Raw genomic sequence first — 18359 nt, forward strand, 5'->3', positions numbered from 1 at the left:
TCTTTCCTGTTTATTTATTCCAGACCGAAGTCCCGTTTTCTGTTTTCCTTGCCAGTTTCACTTTCCCGCTGACTCTTTTCTTTATAAATCTGCAGTTTTTCATGGATAGAACCACGTGTCGGTCTTTCTTCTTTCTCATCTGATTCAGACACCTCTGTTTCTGCATCTTCCCGTTCATCCATATTGAGCAATGCATTTAATTCTGACAGTCGCTCCAGTTTCTGGTTCAACTCCTCTTCTTTTGGAAATGGCTTTCCAACCTCTTCTTTTGCATTTGCAAGCTGTTCATATACTGTTTCCAGTCTTTGTTGTGCTTCTGAAAGCTTCTCTGGATAACTGTCCAACAGATTGTTGATACGAGTAATATTTCCAAGTGCATCTGCTCCAAGATGAACTTTCGAGACAGCCTCATGTTTGACAGATAGAATAAATTCTTTACTCCATCCATCAAACTGAATCCTCATATTGAATCCCTGATAGTTTCCGATATCCATCGCAGCATCTACAGCTTTAATATCTTTACATACCGCCAGAAGTGCTGCTCCTGCCTCTTTCTTTTCTGTGAACTCTTTGCCGCCAATCTCCATAGTAAACTGCTCTGGATCTGTGATTTTATGCTCTGAGTAATGAGCGATGTCTGCCTTGTAGCTGTCAATGATTTCTGTCAGTTTTGCAATCTGTTGTGGAAAATTCCTTGCAATATCATCTTCCAGGCGGTACTGGTTATTCATGTGGTTGGCTTTTAAAAGTTTTAATTTTGCCACATCAACATCCAATGCCATCTTCTCTTTTACTGCTGGATTTCCGGTTGCAAGAGCTTTGACCTCTGCATAGGAAAGTGCCGCTTCGTCCACATCCTCACAGCTTCGCACAGGTGCTTTGCTGGTCATAATCTGAGAAATGAATTTCTGCTTGTTCTCAATCAACTGCCACATGTAGCTGTCAAATGTGGATTCAGTTACATACCGGAAGATATGAACCTTTTTATTATGATTTCCCTGACGGATAATACGCCCTTCCCTCTGTTCCAAATCAGATGGTTTCCAGCCAATATCCAGATGGTGCAACGCAATCAGACGGTCCTGCACGTTGGTCCCGGCACCCATCTTTGCTGTTGAGCCAATCAAAAAACGAACCTGCCCGGATTTCACTTTTCCAAACAGCTCCGTCTTCTTTGCTTCTGTATTTGCATCATGAATAAAAGCAATCTCTTTTTCCGGTACACCTTTCGCTATCAGTTTCTGCTTCAAGTCATCATAAACATTGAAACTGCCATCACCTTTCGGTGTGCTCAAGTCACAGAAAATCAATTGTGCAGATTTCTGTGCTGCCGTGTCTTTCCAGATCTCATAACTTTTCTCTGCACAGACTGATATTTTGCTTTCTGGATTATCTGGCAATAATTCGTTCACCAAACGCTGATCCAATGCCAATTTTCTTCCATCATTGGTAATTTTCAGCATATTATCAACCGAAGCATCTACCCCTCCGTTTCTGACAACTTCTGCACGTTCCCCCAGACTTTCTACGATTTCTTTCTGCTGTTCCGTTGGTTTCAGCACCACTGTTTCATATTCCGCCTCTGGCACAGGAAGCTTTAACTGATCGGAAGTCTTGATATCTGCAATCTCCTTAAACATATTCATCAGTTCCGGAATATTATAAAATCTTGCAAATCTTGACTTTGCACGGTAGCCTGTTCCTTCTGGTGCAAGCTCAATGCTCGTGACTACCTCGCCAAAGGTGGAGGCCCAGGAATCAAACAGTCCAAGTCCCATATTTTGTAATTTGCTGTTCTGCAGATACCTCTGCATAACATATAATTCCGTCATGCTGTTGCTAATCGGTGTGCCCGTAGCAAAGGTAATGCCTTTTCCTCCGGTAATCTCATCCAGATACTGACATTTATTAAACATATCCGCCGACTTCTGTGCTTCATTCTGTGCAATCCCGGCTACATTTCTCATTTTTGTATAAAGAAATGCGTTTTTATAACTGTGTGCTTCATCTACATATAAATGATCCACTCCCAGTTCTTCAAACGTAACTACCTGATCTTTTTTCTCTTTCTGATTCAGTTTCTCCAGCCTTGTCTGCAATGTTTTTCTTGTCTTTTCAATCTGTTTGACGGTATAACGTCCACCATCCTGTTCATACCTTGCACTCTGGATTGCCATTTCCAGATTATCAATTTGCCTCTGAAGCATGGCTTCCTGTTTCTCATCAGAGATTGGAATACGCTCAAACTGGGAATGACCAATAATAACAGCATCGTAATTTCCCATAGCGATTCTGGCACAGAACTTCTTTCGGTTTGCCGGTTCAAAGTCTTTCTTGGTTGCTACCAAAATATTTGCTCCTGGATATAACTGCAGGAACTCCGCTCCCCACTGCTCTGTCAAATGGTTTGGCACAACAAAGAGATTCTTTTGTGATAATCCCAGACGTTTGCTCTCCATTGCCGCCGCTACCATTTCGTAAGTCTTCCCAGCTCCTACTACATGTGCCAGAAGCACATTATCACCGTATAACTGATGTGCGACTGCATTTTTCTGATGCGGACGAAGCTCTATTTCCGGATTCATTCCTGGAAAACTCAAGTGACTACCATCATATTCACGGGGACGGATACTATTGAAACGCTCATTGTACACGCTTACCAGCCTTTCTCTCCTCTGCTGATCCTTAAAAATCCAATCTTGGAATGCAGCCTTCAAGGCATCCTGCTTTTGTGATGCCAACATAGTTTCTTTTTTATTCAAAACTCGCACTTCATCCCCATTGTCATTTACGACTTTATCATAGATTCTAACATCTTTTAGATTCAAGGTATCTTCCAGAATCCGGTAGGCATTTGCTCTCTCCGTTCCATACGTTGCATAAGCAAACGCATTTCTTGGACTGTCGGCGTTCTTTCCTGTAATCCTCCACTCACCATTTACCTCAGAGAATTTTACCTGTATTTCCTTCTGTGCAAGATACCTCGGCGTATGAAGCAGTTCCACCATAAAATCCTGATAATCCGAAGGTTCAATCCAGGTGGCTCCAATACGCACTTCAATCTCCGACGCTTCCAGATCTCTTGGCTGAACTGCCTCCAATGCACGCACATTCGGTGTGAATTCCGGATGATTCTCTGCAAAAGTTCTCGCTGTATTTAATTTATCTCTGACGTTTCCAGACAGATATTCATCTCCGCTTTCCCACTGGTCTGTCAGTGGATTTTTGAAGATAACTCCAACCAGCTCTTCTGTGATTTTCTCTTCGGTCTTTCCGGTCAACTGTGCCATATATGGAAGATCTACTTGAGCCTTTTCATTTAGGGACAGAGCAAGTGCTTCTGTGGCTGTCTCCACACTTGTCACAGCGACCGCCTTTTTAATGGTTCGTTTGGTGAACATGTCCGCTTTCCGCTTCAATGTTCCATCTTCATTCAAGTCTTCCAGGGAACACAGCAGACAATAAGAAGAGTCATCAGAAAATGCACGTTTGTTAGCATTACTTCCAATAACTCCATACTTTGCTGTGTAGGTATCATACACCTGATTCAGTTTTTTCTGCTGTTTCTGGATTTCTTCGTCTGTGACAAATTCTTCCATCTGCATGGCGATCAGTTCACGAACGGTATCACGGATTGCAACCATGCCTTTTACACGTTCTGCAGTGGCTGCAGGCATTTTCACCTGATTCATCAAAGAATTGACACGGTAATATACCTGATCATCTACCACCGTATAGCTGTAATTTCGGACATTCGGATCTGCCGGAATACTCTCTGGCATCTCATCCAGTTCTGCCTCTATATCTACTGCCGCTACCATGCTTCCTCTGATGTGTTTTACAGCTTCTTGTAACTGTAATTCCAGATCAGCTCCTTCCATTGGAGCACAGGTTGTTTCCATACCATACGGACCGGACACTTCTTTCATCTCACCAAGAATCAATCCCGGATGCTGAACAAAATACTTGTTAATGGTAATCCCATTTGCATCACTCTCCAAATTCACCCAGTCTGGCATCTCTTTTGTGAAACTCTCACGCTTCTGGAAAAACAAAATATCAGCACTGACTTCTGTTCCTGCATTTGCCTTAAAAGCTGTGTTCGGCAGTCGGATAGCCCCCAGCAGGTCTGCACGCTCTGCCAAATATTTCCGGACTTCCGGTGATTCCTTGTCCATAGTTCCCTTTGTTGTGATCAACGCAGCTACACCACCTGGACGTAACTGATCTATAGTCTTGGCAAGAAAGTAATCATGAATCATAAAATTGTAGCGGTCATATTGACGGTCATTGACCTTATATGCACCGAATGGCACATTTCCGATTGCCACGTCAAAGAAATCATTGGGATAATCCGTCTTCTCAAAGCCTTTGATCTGGATATTGGCATCTGGATAGAGAAGTTTAGCAATTCTGCCACTGATGCTGTCCAGTTCCACTCCATAGAGTTTGGACTGGTTTAGATTCTCTGGAAGCTTTCCAAAGAAGTTCCCGACTCCCATAGATGGCTCCAGGATATTTCCCTTTGTAAATCCCAGATTCTCCAACACCTGATACATACTTTCAATCACAATCGGCTGTGTATAATGAGCATTTAATGTGGAAGCTCTGGCTGCAGCATATTCTTCCGGTGTAAGGACGGTCTTTAATTCCAAATATTCTGTCTCCCATGCAGATTTTGTCTCATCAAATGCATCTGCAAGACCTCCCCAGCCGACGTACCTGGATAAGATTTCCTGTTCCTCTGGTGTCGCATTGCGGTTCTCATCCTCACATTTTTTTAACAGCTGAATAGCCATAATATTGGCTCGGAATTTCTCCTTCGGTGTTCCCTGTCCAAGTTCATCATCTGTGATATGGAAGTTCGTTGCTGGAATCAGTTCTGCTATTCCGTTAATCTCTTCCAATGATTCTTTTTCTTCCAATACCTCAACTTCTCCCGACAGTTCTTTTTCTTTTTTATCATAATCTGTCCACACACGTTTAGAAATAGCAGTAAAATAGGAAGACTCTTCCTCCATGATTTCTTCCTTGATTTCCCGTAATTTATCTAAGGTATCCGCATTTACTGTTTTGTTGTGATAATGATAATAAAGTACTTCTTGTCCAAGTTTTACATCCAGACGTTCCAATTCTTGTGTTGACATTCGCTCCCAAATATCATCTTTTTCCGTATGAATCGTGAAACCTTCTCCATCATCATGATATTCTAATGTGTATTGAAGTCGATTCTCTTCTCCCTTAACTTTGCAAGCAAAATCATAGATTTTTGTTCTGGTACCGGACATATATTCTGAATCAACTAGTCGCAGATCCGTTATATCTTCCGCTGTAAAAGTATCCTGTTCCAGCTGTTCTCCTAACATCTGCTGTGCTTCTTCCAGGTCTGCCAGTCTTTGTGCTTCCTGTCGTTCTTCGTACTTTTCCATTTCTTCCGGTGACAAATAATCATCTGTGCGGATTAACTGGCGAACACGTTCTGCAACCTTGTTCCACTTTAATAAAACTTCTACCTCTGGACTGCCAATTTTCCCTTTTGCAAGTTTTAATCCTTTTGCATCATGGGATGCGTCGGAAGCATCTGCTCCTGGTATTCCGGGTGAGGAACCACCTGTTCCATACTCATTTTTCAGGAACTCAGCTGCATCTTTCATATCATGATGTTCCATGAAATACTCATAGATTCGGTTACGTCCTCCTGCAGTAATGCCGCCTCTTCTTAACACTGCGTCAATTTCATCCTGTGTGATAAAGGATAGTGCCGGACGTTCGACCGTAAATTTCTGGTCTACCCAGGAACGCTCCCTCTGAAGATCCTGAAAGCGTTGGAAATATTCCGGATTATGCTGAATCTCCCAGCGGTGATAATCTCCCGGATTCTCATCCATATATTTCTGCAGCCATTCAAAACGATAGACAATCGCATCTGCTTCCTCTTGATCTGTCCATGCTCCACTCACTACATCCTGCCAGTCTGAATATGATTGTTTCTTTTCCCAGTTTCTGCAAGTATCCCGAAAATGAAGTGCAAGAAGATTGGTCATTTCTTCCTGCTCCTGTTCAATGGCATTATTGGAAATCAAATTATCCACGTAATTTCCATCCTCATACATATCCCGAATTCTGTTCGCTGCTTCTTCCCACGTAACCATGCGGTCAAAGTTTCTTCTGGCAGAGTCCCCTCGCCGGATACGGATACCATCATTGTCATACCAGATACTGATTTTCTGACCATCTATGGTAAATCCTTTGCCACCAGTTCCATATTCATCTTTCAGAAAACTCCGCATTTCTTCATTATCCAGACCTTCAATCAGTCTTGCTGTAATATGAAACAGTGTATTTTTCTGTCCGCTTCCCGTGCGGAGAATATCATTTACCACTTCATCGGAAATAAGAAAAGCGGCTGGCTGTTCCAATGCAGCTGCCGCTTTCCTTATTTCTCCTAACTGTTCCTCTTCTGTTGGGAACAGACTTAACTGTAAATAATCTCCTGAATCACCAGCTCCTCTGCCTGTGCCTTGATCTGGTTCATGTGTCTGGTCCATGCCATTGTGTCTGCCATCTTGTCCGGTGCCGGATCTTTCTCCAGAAGTTCGTTCATCAGGTCGTCTACTCTCTGTCTTGCCTGGCTGTCGATCTCCATCAGATGACTGTCCAGACGGTTCTGCAGTGTCAGAATGTTGAACCTGGCTACCTTGTGATTTCTCAGATACTCTTTCCGCATCATTCCGTACTTGCCGATGGTTCCTCTCGTCTCTTCCAGGCTGATATCTGGAATCTGATACTCTCCGTTCTGGCTGTAACTGATCTCTCTCATAGTCTGTTTCCTCCTTTTTTTCTTCTCTATCTTCTGTGTTATCTGTATTACTTTCACGAATTAACGTGTTAAATTCATTATAGACTACTTCTTTTTCTTTTGCAACCGTTTTCAGGTCATTTTCCAGATTATTCAGCACATATCGTCCAATCTGCATCAGGACTGGTCTGCTGATCTCGTTGACTGCACTTCCCAGATGTCCTAATACTATCAGCTGATTAAAGTCCGTAATATGCCGAAAATCCTCTGCATCCAGATATTCCTGTGCATCCAGTCCACACCGGTTTAGTAATACATACCAGACACTATTGGTCATCAGTTCCCGAAATTCGACTTCCTGATTCTGTTCGTCCAGTTCTTCCAGAAATGTCCCTGTTACGTCCAGTCTCAGTTCTTCCAATGCATCTGGAAGCCATTCTTGCATACTCTCCTTCGCTGCCTGATGCAGACTTTCAGCAAGTCCTCCTTCTGTATCTTCCAGTGATAACTGCTCCTGCAGATAATCTGCCACCAGCTGTTCTCCTTCCACCGGAAGATTCCATAACTGAGGATCCTTTCCAAGATTCCGCACTTTATAAGTGTCCTGCACATCAAATACATACCGAAGTTTCGTTTTCGGTCCGGAAGTATTGTCAATCAAGGCAATCCCTTTGGATCCCTTTTTGATCCAGCGGTACATCTTCTGATTCCAGATTTCCATGGATGCTACGGCAGTTGCTTCCGGTCGCTGTGCATAAATTAAAAGCTGTTCTGGAAAAGTGTATTTGTACAGTCTGGATGCAGTGTTTAGGAACCGCATCCATTCCTGCGGACTGGCAGCTACATCTTTTGCCACCTCTTCCGTCAGCTGTTCCATTGCATATAATTTATTTGCCATGCGCTACTCCTTTTCATAAAATCAGGGACTGCTTAGCACAGTCCCCTTAAAATCATCGTTGTTACTCTTTATAATGCTGTGGCAAGCTCTTTTGACTTATTCTTTGGCACTTTGTCTCCCTCTTTTGCCTTGATTTCTGCCTTAGCTTTCTCCAGTCTTCCATGGATTCCACCTTTTACTTCCGCTTTTTCGGCTGCTTTTTCTTTCTCCAAACGAGCTTCCCTACGCTCAGCATTTTCCATAACTGCCGTTTTCCCATCACAAAACTGAACTTTATCGGAAAGCTGCTCCTGTCTCTCCACCTTTGTCTCATTGACTTCCTGTACCATCGCATTTAATTCCGGAACCTGAAAAATGCCGTTATCAGGAAGAATCAGCACTTCATGAATGGAAGATGGGATGACAAAGTAATCACTTCCCAGGCATTCCCCAATCTGTTTACGAATATCTTCCTGCAGTAACAGGGAAGCTCCATTCATCTTAGCTTTGTTTGTCAGACAGAACATTGGGTTTTCCATGGCTTCCATATCCATTTTTTCATTCAGCAGGTTTTCTGGTTCTTCACCAAAAATCATAGATTTGATAATCTCATTCATATCCATAAGTGTGACACCACGTTTTCGGTCTGCCACCATCGCATCCGCTTGAATCTGTTCGGCAGATACTCCCCACTCGTTCATCAGAGAAACAGTTACCGGAATACTGCTGATCCCTTCTCCATTTTCCTCCAGATTTACTGCATAATAAGCTGCAAAATCTCCGTGTTCTGTGACTACTTTATCTGCAAGAAGATCGGTATTCCATTCCTTATCACAAATTCTCATCTGTAATTTGTCCTTCATCTTTTCATAATCCAGAATATCCGTAACTCCCATATCAAAAAATTCTGCTTTTCCCTGTGCCTCAATACGCATATCAGCCACATCGCCAACACAAGAGTCTACATCTTTTCCATGGATATATTCCTGGTAGAGGGAATCCAGATAGACTGTCGGTACGATTCTCTGATCTCCGTTTGGAATCGTAATACCTGTCAACTTCAACCCGTTGTTTTTTTCTACTTCCTGCAGTTTAATTTCTGCGTCCTTGTAAGACTCTGGCAGATACTCCTTTACATTGTCTTTGACATATTCATAAAATTCTTTTCTGTTCATCATACGCTTTTACCCCTTTCTGATCATGTGATGGTTCATTCTTTTTCTGCTGATCATCTGCTCGGCTTTCTTCTGATAAGCCATCATTCTCTTTAAAGTTTTCTCCTGGTTTTTTCGTGCTTCCTGTCTTTTTTCCATTGCTTTCATCATAGTTTTCTATTCCTTTCTGTGATTTTTTTGTATGAAAAAGGGAGCCTCACATAGAAGCTCCCAATCATAACCATTGATTTTGGTTTCCTTATTTGCTTTTCCTTTTTCTGCTGATATAAAGTCCTGCCATACCTCCTGTGGAAGTTACAAGAAGTAGGATCGGCAGCCAGATATTCGTGCTGTCACCTGTTTTCGGTGCATTTGATATCTTTGTCTCTTCATGGGACTGTGGTGTATCCGGTGTGTTCGGTGTTTCTGGAACTTCCGGTTTCTCGTTTGTCAGATTGAAAGTGACTTCCACGACCGGTGTACTGTCATCTGCATAGGCAAACGTCACTTCATGCTTGCTCTGATCCAGTGTGTATCCGTCCAGTGTCTTTGTTTCCACCAGATAATACTTGATCGCCGCATCATATTTGCCGTTCTTAAATGTGGCAATCTCATACAGCTTACTTTCCGCATGACCTGCAGCATCTGTCTTTAAGGTTTCCAGAACTTTTCCCTTACTGTCACGGAGTTCAAATTCTACCCCTTTCAGTGGTTCTCCTGACGATTTATCTGTCTTATTGAGAATCACTTTTCCCTTGGCAGTATCATCTTTCATAGCCACTTTCTGGATTTCTCCGGTGTCTTTCACCTCAAACGTCACATCGGCTGTCAGAAGATATCCTTTCGGTGCCTGCTCTTCACGTAAGGTATATTTACCGATTGGCAGTTTTTCGATATAGTGTGCTTCCTCTGTGGAAGTCCAGCTCTCTACTACCTGATCATCCTTATCGAGAATCGTCAGTTTCGCACCCGGAATCTCAGTTTCTCCTGTGATATCCGTCTTACTGATCTCTACTTTTGTCACATCATCTTTCATATCATGCTTCTGAACCTCTGCTGTATTCTCTACTGTAAAGGTAATACTTTCTGCAGTAACATATCCATCTGCCGGTTTTGTCTCTGTCATGGTGTATTTCTTACCAACAACCAGTTCTTTGATCACATGGGATTCTTCCGTAGAAGTCCATTCATCTACTGTATTGCCATCTGAATCCGTTACTTTCAGGTGTGCACCTGGAAGTTCTTTACCTGTTGTCAGGTCTGTTTTGGACAGCTCCACTGTGGTTGGCTGATTTTCAAAAGTAAAGTCGTAGCTTACTTCTGCCTGGTCTTCTCCGGCATATTCAAAGGTAAACTCCTGTACTTCATCTGTTGTAACAAATCCGTCCGGTGCAAAGATCTCTTTCACATAGTATTTTCCGTCTATCGGAAGATCTGCCGTAAAAGTAATCTGTCCTTTTTCATCCGTTACTCGCTGCTCGATCAGACTTTCCTTCTCAAGGAGTACCTCACCCTTTGCATTTTTGATATCTTCACTGGTATAAAGACCGAAGACACCACCTGCAAGAACACGTTCTGTATCTTTTTCTTTCTTCAGAACCGTAACCTTTACTTTCTGACGGGCATTCTGCCATTTCTCATCATAAGTGATAACTGGTGTATCCTGATCACGATAGGAAAGGTCAACATATCTCGGCTCTTTGTCCAGCACATAACCATGGGCTGTTTTTACTTCCTTCACATAGTACTTGCCAGCCGGGAGATCTCCCATCTGTGCAATACCATTAGAATCTGTGGTAATGGTTCCCACTTTTTCATCTGCTTTAAAATAATCTTCGCTGACACCATCTGCCGCTTTGATATCTTCCGCAGCAAATACATCGAAAGTTACATCTGTAAGACTTCCAGTTACATATTCAAAGAGATGCTCCACAGTACCTTTTACATTGTCCAGAAGTGTCACTTTATCCAAAAACTCTCCATTTTTGTTGATGATCAGAAGTCCTGTCGGTACTTCATCTTTCATCTCTACTTTCTGAATCTCTTCGGTATCTTCCAGCGTGAACTTCACATCCATTGCTTTCAGATAACCATAAGGTGCCATTTCCTCACGAAGGGTATATTCCTCACCAACTGTCAGTCGTTTGATCACATGTGGCTGATCTTTTACAGAAGTCCACTGATCCACAACATTTCCTTCTTTATCAAAAACGGTGAGTTTTGCCCCATCCAGTTCCACACCTGTTGTTACATCAGATTTCGTAATTTCTACTGTTGTTGGCTGGTTCTTTTTCACTGTTTTCAGTTTTACTGTCTTCACATCCTGTCCCTGGTAAGAAGCATTCAGATTCAGAACTTCATCAGAGGACACAAATCCAGCCGGTGCTTTTAACTCTTTCACATAATACTGTCCAAGTGGCAGATCCAGCGTACATACTGCAAGACCATTATTATCAGAGGTCATTTCCTGTAAGAGTGTGTCTACTTTCACGATTACTTTTCCATCTGCCTTGATATCCGCTTTGTTATAGATACCAAAGACAGCTCCTGCTACGGTTGCACCATTTTCTGCATCCTGTTTTTCTACCTGAATCGCAACTTTCTGTCGGTCATCGCCAACAGTCACTTCTTGTTCAATCACCGGTGTATCCTGATTGGCATAGACAAATGCGACTTCTGATCTGTCATGGTTCAGGACAAATCCTTCCGGTGCAGTCTCTTCTACCACATAGTAAGAACCAAGCGGCAGGTTATCAGCAACTGCTTTTCCGTCTTCCCCAGTCGTTACCGTTGTTACCAGTGCATCTTTTGCATAGATCAGCTGTCTGTTTCTGTTTTCATCTTTCTGGTAATCCGGTGTATAAATATTTTCAGCTGCATAGACATTAAATTCTGCACCCTTCAGGTATCTTTCTTCATAAACAAAATCCTTCTTGAATCCGGTCAGCATCTCACCTTTTTTATAGATCGTCAGCTTTCCTTTTACCGGATGGTTCTCGTAATCTACCGTAATAATGGCATCTCCGCTTTCAGAATCCATCTGGTATGCTGTGTTTGCATCCACTGCAATCTCTACATAATTCTTGTTGATTGTGTACCCTTCCGGTGCGTTGACTTCCTCAATCCGGTAATGTCCGATCTTCAGATTCTTCGGCATGATCAGATACCCCTGACTGTCCGTAAAATAGGACTTATGGGTTGTTGTCACTGGGTAAGTTGTTACCTGTTCCACATACTTTTTATTATCCAGGTCATATACCTTAAATTCTGTTCCTGCAATCAGGACGGATTTCTTTGTTTCATCGTCTTTTTTCACGATTTTCAGTTTTGCCTTAAACTCTTCATCCAGAAGCACTCGCCAGATCTGTGGCTCATTTGGATGATGCTCTGTGATATTCACTTCAAAATCATCAACTGGCTTGTAATTGTGCGGTGTTGTTGTCTCACGCACGATATAGCTTCCAAATGATAATGGAATACTGCAGGCATAACCTTTTTCATCTGTGAAAATCTCAGTTGCTCCATTTTCTCCACTCACTACAGGTTTTGCAGAATCAAAGTCGTAGCTTCCATCTGCTTTCTTTGTAAGGGAAGATTTCAGATAAACTGTGAATCCCGCTCCGGATAACAGATCTGCATCGGTCTTTCCATTGTTGGCTGCTTTGATGATCTGAAATGGCTGCTTGATGACCTGCTCACTGGAAGTGCACTCTCTTTTTACTTCTGCTGTCATATCTCCTTCATAACTACACGTAAGATCATGCTCTTCTGTATCTGCCAGGTATCCGGTCGGCGGTGTAATCTCTTTGATATAATATTTGCCAAGATACAAGCCATTTACAGAAGCCTGTCCTTTGTCATCTGTTGTAAGAGAAGCTACCTGTTCTCCTGCTTTATAAATAGTTCCGGTTGCTCCGTCCGGATGCACGATATCTTCACGGGCATACAGTCCATAAACTGCACTTTTCAATGTGGCATCTCCCTGCGGTACTGCTTTTCCTGTCTCTTTATCCACTTTATAAAGATTGATCTTTGCTGTCACACGGTCATTGCTGAAAGTATGGGCAAAAGATACGGTTGCTTCTTTATCATTAGTGTAAGAAAACTTGAACGTATACACATCTTCTGTATTTCTTACATAGCCTTCCGGTGCCTGATCTTCTTTTACAGAATAGGAGTATCCAATCGGCAGGTCTGCTGTGAATTTGGCAGTTCCGTCTGCACCAGTAGTTGCTTTCTCAATCAGCGTTCCTTTTTTCACAACAACGGTTCCGTCTGCATTTCTGATATCATCGGATGCATACAGAGCAAAAATAGCGCCTTTCAGTGGTTTCTTGGTGTCTTTATCCTGTTTTACTACGGAAACATCTGCTTTCTGTCTCTCGTTGTTAAAAGTCACATCTGCAAATACAACTTCTTTATTCTGACCAGCATAAGTTAGAGTCACTGACTTTTCTTCACTGCCGTTATAGAAATTGTCCGGCGCTTTTTCTTCTTTCACCACATAGTTTCCAAGATGCAGGTTCTTCAGTGTGACAGAACCATTCTCACCTGTTGTCAGATTTTCTTTTACAAGATCACCTTTGCTGTACACTTTTGTGCCATAAGCAGTTACAATATCAGCTCCGGCATACACGTTATATACTGCATTTTTCTGTCTGCGGTTTTCATACTGAAATACCGTTCCATTTTCACTGACATCTGCTCCGGTAAGAACCTGTCCTTCTTTATAAATGGTAAGCTCTGCCAGCTGCTCCTTATTTTCCACGGTTACCGATGAAGTCTTACTTGCTACCAGTTTTACATTTGTTGCCGTTGCATTTACTACATACCCCTGTGGTGCTGTGATTTCTTTCAGATAAACGGTATCCTGTGTCTTGATAATCGTAACAGAGGATTTTCCATTCTTATCTGTTGCCGGCATCTGAGTGAGCAGCTTTGTACAAGCCTCATCGCTGTATACACCGAATACTGCACCTGCAAGATTGACATCAGCTGTATCGTCTTTCTTTACGATTTCGATCGTAGCCTGTTCAATCCAGGACACCTTTAAGCTTACATATTTTTCATCAGCGACACCTTCTCCAAACACAAATGCCAGGTCCTGAACACTTGCATTCGTAGTCAGTTTATATGCTGAATAATCTTTTGTAATACTTCCCTTCATCTTTGCAGAAAAAGTAGCACTTACATCTTTTGTCTGTGTCAGAGGCGCTGAAAGATAAAACGTGGTTCCTCCTCCAATTGTTACGCTTGCACCTGCCGCACTTACATTTCCAGTAGATACATTATGGAGCTTTACTCCTTTTGGTAAGTCCATTGTGATTTTCTGCTGGGAAGATGCGTTGAACTGAATGTTCTCCGTTCTCTGAACATTTCCATCTACATAAGCTTTTACATCCGGCTTTGAAAATGACATCGCTACATCTGGTATTTCCGGCTTATTCACACAATAATTATAGAGTTCTTTTGCCAAAGCCTCACCTGTAGCATTTGTTCCGTAAAATGCATCACTACTTCCGTTGGCATATGATGCAGCCATGTGAATAATGATGAATCTTTTTCCTTCTGAAAAATCCGTGTGTTTATTCGCAAAAAAGCTTTCACTTCCTGCGGCGTCTGTACCGTAATAACACACTTTTGCTAACGCCTGATTGTCTCCAATCTTTGTGATTGTATAATTTCCAGATCCTGGTCCTGGTTTTGCCGGCTGTACACAATACGCAGTTGCTCTGACGCTTCCGTAGCTGATATAGTACGGCTCTGTCAGATAGGTTCCAAGATTATAATCTGCATATCTATACAGAGGTCCTTTTTCGATTGTTACCTGCTGTGTGCTTCTTGCTGAATAAGCCGAAACTGCTTCAAATGTTGCAATCTCTCCCTCTTCCATAGCATCAAGATCCACACCTTCGTCTCCTGCCTGTTCCAAAACATCATGAAGCTCTAACCCTGATTCTTCATCATAGGTATCCTGATTCTGTGCCTGCTCTACCAAATCATCAAATTCATCAGCGTCAATATCGGTAATCTCCGATTCTGCTTCTGAATCCTCCGCTTCTTCTGTCTGCTGTTCACTGCCAGCTGTTTCGGATTCAGTCACTGCTTCACTCCCTGCCGCCTCTGTCTGTACTTCTGTTTCTTTCTCACGCACAATCAGTTTTCGGCTGATCTGGTACTTCGGATGCTCCTGATTTACCGGTTCCACATAATAGACCGCTTTGTAAGTGTCCGCATGATCTGTCGTAAAATCCTCATTCTTTTTGTTCTTTGCTTCCTCAAATGTGACTTTGACCTTGTTATCATCCTTGATTTCCAGTCCTGTGTAGTCTGATTTCACATCAAATACACTGCCTGTTTCGATTTCATAATCTTTGGCAGTCACCACCTCATCTTCATCCAGAAGGTCTTTCACTTCCTCATAAAGTGGAGGTTTTTTCTCTGGCTGAATCTCCGCTGCATATGCAGTCATCGGAGATAACACTGTACTAAGCATTGTCATGCCTGCCAGCAATCCAGATACTACTTTCCTAAAATTACCTTTTTTCTTCATGCTAAGGTCCTCTCTTTCATAATATTTGTATGAAAACAGACAGTCCTTAGACTGCCTGCAATACACTACTTATCGTTGTGGGAAAATCAGATTGAACTGCACATTCCCCTCGCCGGGATCAACCATTTCCACAGTTGCTTCATACTGTCGCCCTGTTTTTTTGGATACCAGATCCTTATAATGGATTTTTCCTTTAGCCAGGAACTTCTTTGCTGCCGCCTTATCCATCTTTTTCCCCTGGCTTGCAAGGAATTTATCATTCTTCCACAAGGTAAAAGCACAGTTCCGGTCAGAACAGTAAAAGTTTACTTTTCCTTCCCTGACATCTGCTCCACAGCGGGGACATTTGCCAATGACTTCTCCTTTTGCTTTTCCCTGAAACTGCCCTTTCTTTTCTTCTGAAATACCCTGATATCTGGCAACCAGTTCCTGCATCAGCTCTGTAATCCCATTTAGAAATTCATCTGCGGTCTCTGTATTCTGGGCAATGTGATTCAATGCCATTTCCCACTCTGCTGTCATCTTCGGAGATTTAATCTCATCCGGCAGAACCGTAATCAGTACATTGCCATCATCTGTCGGTACCAAATTTTTCTTTTCCCTTTTCACAAAACCAGACTGAATCAGTTTTTCAATGATTGCTGCCCTTGTTGCCGGTGTGCCAAGTCCTTTCTTTTCTGTATCTCCGGTCAGTTCTTCATTCCCTGCACGTTCCATTGCAGAAAGCAGGGTATCTTCTGTGTATTGTTTCGGTGGCTGTGTAAAATGCTCCGATACAAAAGAATCACAAGGACCGTAATGCTTGCCTGCCCAGATATCCAGCTCCGGCTCTTCTTTCTCAATCTTTACGCCAAAGAACTGTTTCCATTTATTTTCGATCGCCTTGAATCCTTCCTGCTTTGTTTTCTTTGCCGTGAGATAAAACGTATGATAATTACAGGTAATCTGACATTTATGGCTCTCATAAATATAAGGATCTGCGGTTGCCGTCAGTACCCTGGCACTGATCAGATACAAAATCTTACGGTTTCGTTCTTTCAGTTCACCAATATCTGCTTTGGCTACTTCCATAGTCGGGATAATCGCATGGTGATCAGATACTTTCTTTGAATTTAATACCTTACTCACGTCTGGCTGATATTCCAGACCTTCAACATAAGGCATTTTCCCAAGTAACATCTGAATCAGAGTTTCTGTGCTTTCTTCCATCTCATCTGTCAGATACTGGCTGTCTGTTCTCGGATAAGTGACAAGCTTCTGCTCATACATCTCCTGCACGGCATCCAATGTCTGCTGTGCGGTATAGCCAAACATTCTGTTTGCTTCCCTCTGAAGAGTGGTCAGATCATAGAGTTTTGGAGGGCGTACCGTCTTCTCTTTCACATCATCCTTTTCCACTTCGCACATCCGCTCCAGGCAGTCCGCAGCCACTTTATCTGCATCCTCTTTTTTCTGAAAATGCTCTGTAACCGCATCCATATCATCAAACTTGATATGAGCCATATAATATTTTTCTTTGGTAAATTCCTTGATCTTCTGATTTCGATCCACGATCATGGCAAGTGTTGGTGTCTGCACTCTTCCGACTTTCAGATTCTGGTTATACAGAACGGAAAAAAGACGGCTCGCATTGATTCCCACCAGCCAGTCTGCCTTTGCCCTGCAAAGTGCTGACTGATAGAGACTGTCATAACACGAACCGTCTTTTAATGACGCAAATCCATCTTTAATTGCCTGTTCTTCCATGGAAGAAATCCAGAGCCGCTTCATCGGCTTTTTGCATCCTGCCTGCTCATACACCAAACGAAAGATTAACTCACCTTCACGTCCTGCATCAGTTGCACAGATTACTTCATTCACTTCGGAATCTCTCATCAGTTTCTTTAAGATTCCAAACTGCTTCTTTGTACCCTCCAAAATCTTGTGTTTCCAACATTCCGGCACAATCGGCAGATCTTCATATCTCCATTTTTTATATTTTTCATCGTATTCCGATGCATCGCATAATCCCACCAGATGTCCTACGCACCAGGAAACGATATAACCGTTTCCCTCCACGTAGCCATCTTTTCTTGTTCTGGCTCCAAGCACGGAAGCCAGTGCCATCGCAACCGATGGCTTTTCTGCAATCACTAATGCTTTCATTCTATTTCTTCCTCACTTTTCATTTCTATATCTGACTGTATTTCATTTCCCCAGACATCCCACCCAGGTGTTGTCTGTCGTGCAAATAATTCTATTCTCGGTACATCACCAATAAGCTCAACAATTCTATCTCTTGCCACATCTGGTTTTTTACTGTGTCTTTCAATGTGTGATAAAATAATCTGTCGAACATATGCTGATTTCCTATGAACAGACCCTTTCGTTGCAAGCAAACAAATTTCAGCATTGCTCCTTGTCCAGTGTCCCAGACCAAGAAACAAAGTATCTGCCTTTTTATTCTTCTTTACCCACACGAACGCTACTGTCTTGTATTGAAATCCCCATGCTTGAATCACACTTAATCCTTCTCTCAGCTGTGGAAAAGTGACCCAGAGAAATAAAACACAATCTTTATCCGCTAATTTTCCAACTGGAAGATCACAGATTTCCTGCAAACTCATGGTCGGGTAATGGTCTGCGGCAATTCCCTGCCCCGCCTTCCTGTTATACTGCCAAGGCGGATCAGCGTATATAATCTGATATTTCTTATTCCGCACTCAATCATCGCCCTTCCTCCTCTTCTTCATCTTCCAGCACATTATCGTCAAAATCTTCATCTCTCAGGATTTCCGGTTCTGTACTTTCTTCCTGCTCATCTGCATCGTCTACTTCCCGCTTTTCAGACTCTGAATCTTCGGATTCATCTTCATCCTCTTCCATCTCATCCTCGTCATCATATTCATGCTTTGGTTTATAGACTTTGAAGTAATATCCTCCTGCCGCAGCTCCGACTGCAACCAGTGCAATCAAAAGATACGTTCCAAATGGACT

At 42.5% G+C, this 18359-nt stretch carries 6 protein-coding genes and 1 pseudogene; all 7 read right to left on the reverse strand.

The window, feature by feature from the left end:
* Positions 1 to 14 precede the first annotated feature (14 nt).
* Positions 15 to 7697 carry a helicase-like domain-containing protein gene (locus tag WMO62_RS15885; protein ID WP_349144057.1) on the reverse strand — a complete coding sequence of 2561 codons (7683 nt, stop codon included), beginning with the start codon at positions 7695 to 7697 and terminating at the stop codon, positions 15 to 17.
* A 68-nt stretch (positions 7698 to 7765) separates the two neighbouring features.
* Positions 7766 to 8854, reverse strand: a complete 1089-nt coding sequence (locus WMO62_RS05635) for a DUF5688 family protein (RefSeq protein ID WP_118018855.1) — start codon at positions 8852 to 8854, stop codon at positions 7766 to 7768.
* Between the two features lie 6 nt (positions 8855 to 8860).
* Positions 8861 to 9001 carry a hypothetical protein gene (locus WMO62_RS05640; RefSeq protein ID WP_166460071.1) on the reverse strand — a complete coding sequence of 47 codons (141 nt, stop codon included), beginning with the start codon at positions 8999 to 9001 and terminating at the stop codon, positions 8861 to 8863.
* Positions 9002 to 9089: 88 nt separating this feature from the next.
* The gene (locus WMO62_RS05645) at positions 9090 to 15383 is read right to left on the reverse strand and encodes a SpaA isopeptide-forming pilin-related protein (protein WP_227589484.1); all 6294 of its coding nucleotides are present in this window, start codon (positions 15381 to 15383) and stop codon (positions 9090 to 9092) included.
* Between the two features lie 69 nt (positions 15384 to 15452).
* The gene (locus WMO62_RS05650; protein WP_227589485.1) at positions 15453 to 17528 is read right to left on the reverse strand and encodes a DNA topoisomerase 3; all 2076 of its coding nucleotides are present in this window, start codon (positions 17526 to 17528) and stop codon (positions 15453 to 15455) included.
* Entirely contained in the window at positions 17525 to 18085 is a 561-nt protein-coding gene (locus WMO62_RS05655; protein ID WP_118576006.1) for an MT-A70 family methyltransferase, read from the reverse strand. The genes WMO62_RS05650 and WMO62_RS05655 overlap by 4 nt, the downstream gene beginning before the upstream one ends.
* Positions 18086 to 18089: 4 nt before the next feature.
* Positions 18090 to 18359 (reverse strand): annotated as a pseudogene (locus WMO62_RS05660) (CD1107 family mobile element protein); the annotation flags it as partial.

Origin of the sequence: Hominiventricola aquisgranensis, assembly GCF_040096225.1 — a bacterium.
Taxonomy (GTDB): domain Bacteria; phylum Bacillota; class Clostridia; order Lachnospirales; family Lachnospiraceae; genus Hominiventricola; species Hominiventricola aquisgranensis.

Excerpts from the sequence above, each read along its gene's own strand:
- WMO62_RS15885 (WP_349144057.1), bottom strand. The coding sequence starts at position 7,697 with ATGGCAAATAAATTATATGCAATGGAACAGCTGACGGAAGAGGTGGCA.
- WMO62_RS05635 (WP_118018855.1), bottom strand. The coding sequence starts at position 8,854 with ATGATGAACAGAAAAGAATTTTATGAATATGTCAAAGACAATGTAAAG.
- WMO62_RS05640 (WP_166460071.1), bottom strand. The coding sequence starts at position 9,001 with ATGATGAAAGCAATGGAAAAAAGACAGGAAGCACGAAAAAACCAGGAG.
- WMO62_RS05645 (WP_227589484.1), bottom strand. The coding sequence starts at position 15,383 with ATGAAGAAAAAAGGTAATTTTAGGAAAGTAGTATCTGGATTGCTGGCA.
- WMO62_RS05650 (WP_227589485.1), bottom strand. The coding sequence starts at position 17,528 with ATGAAAGCATTAGTGATTGCAGAAAAGCCATCGGTTGCGATGGCACTG.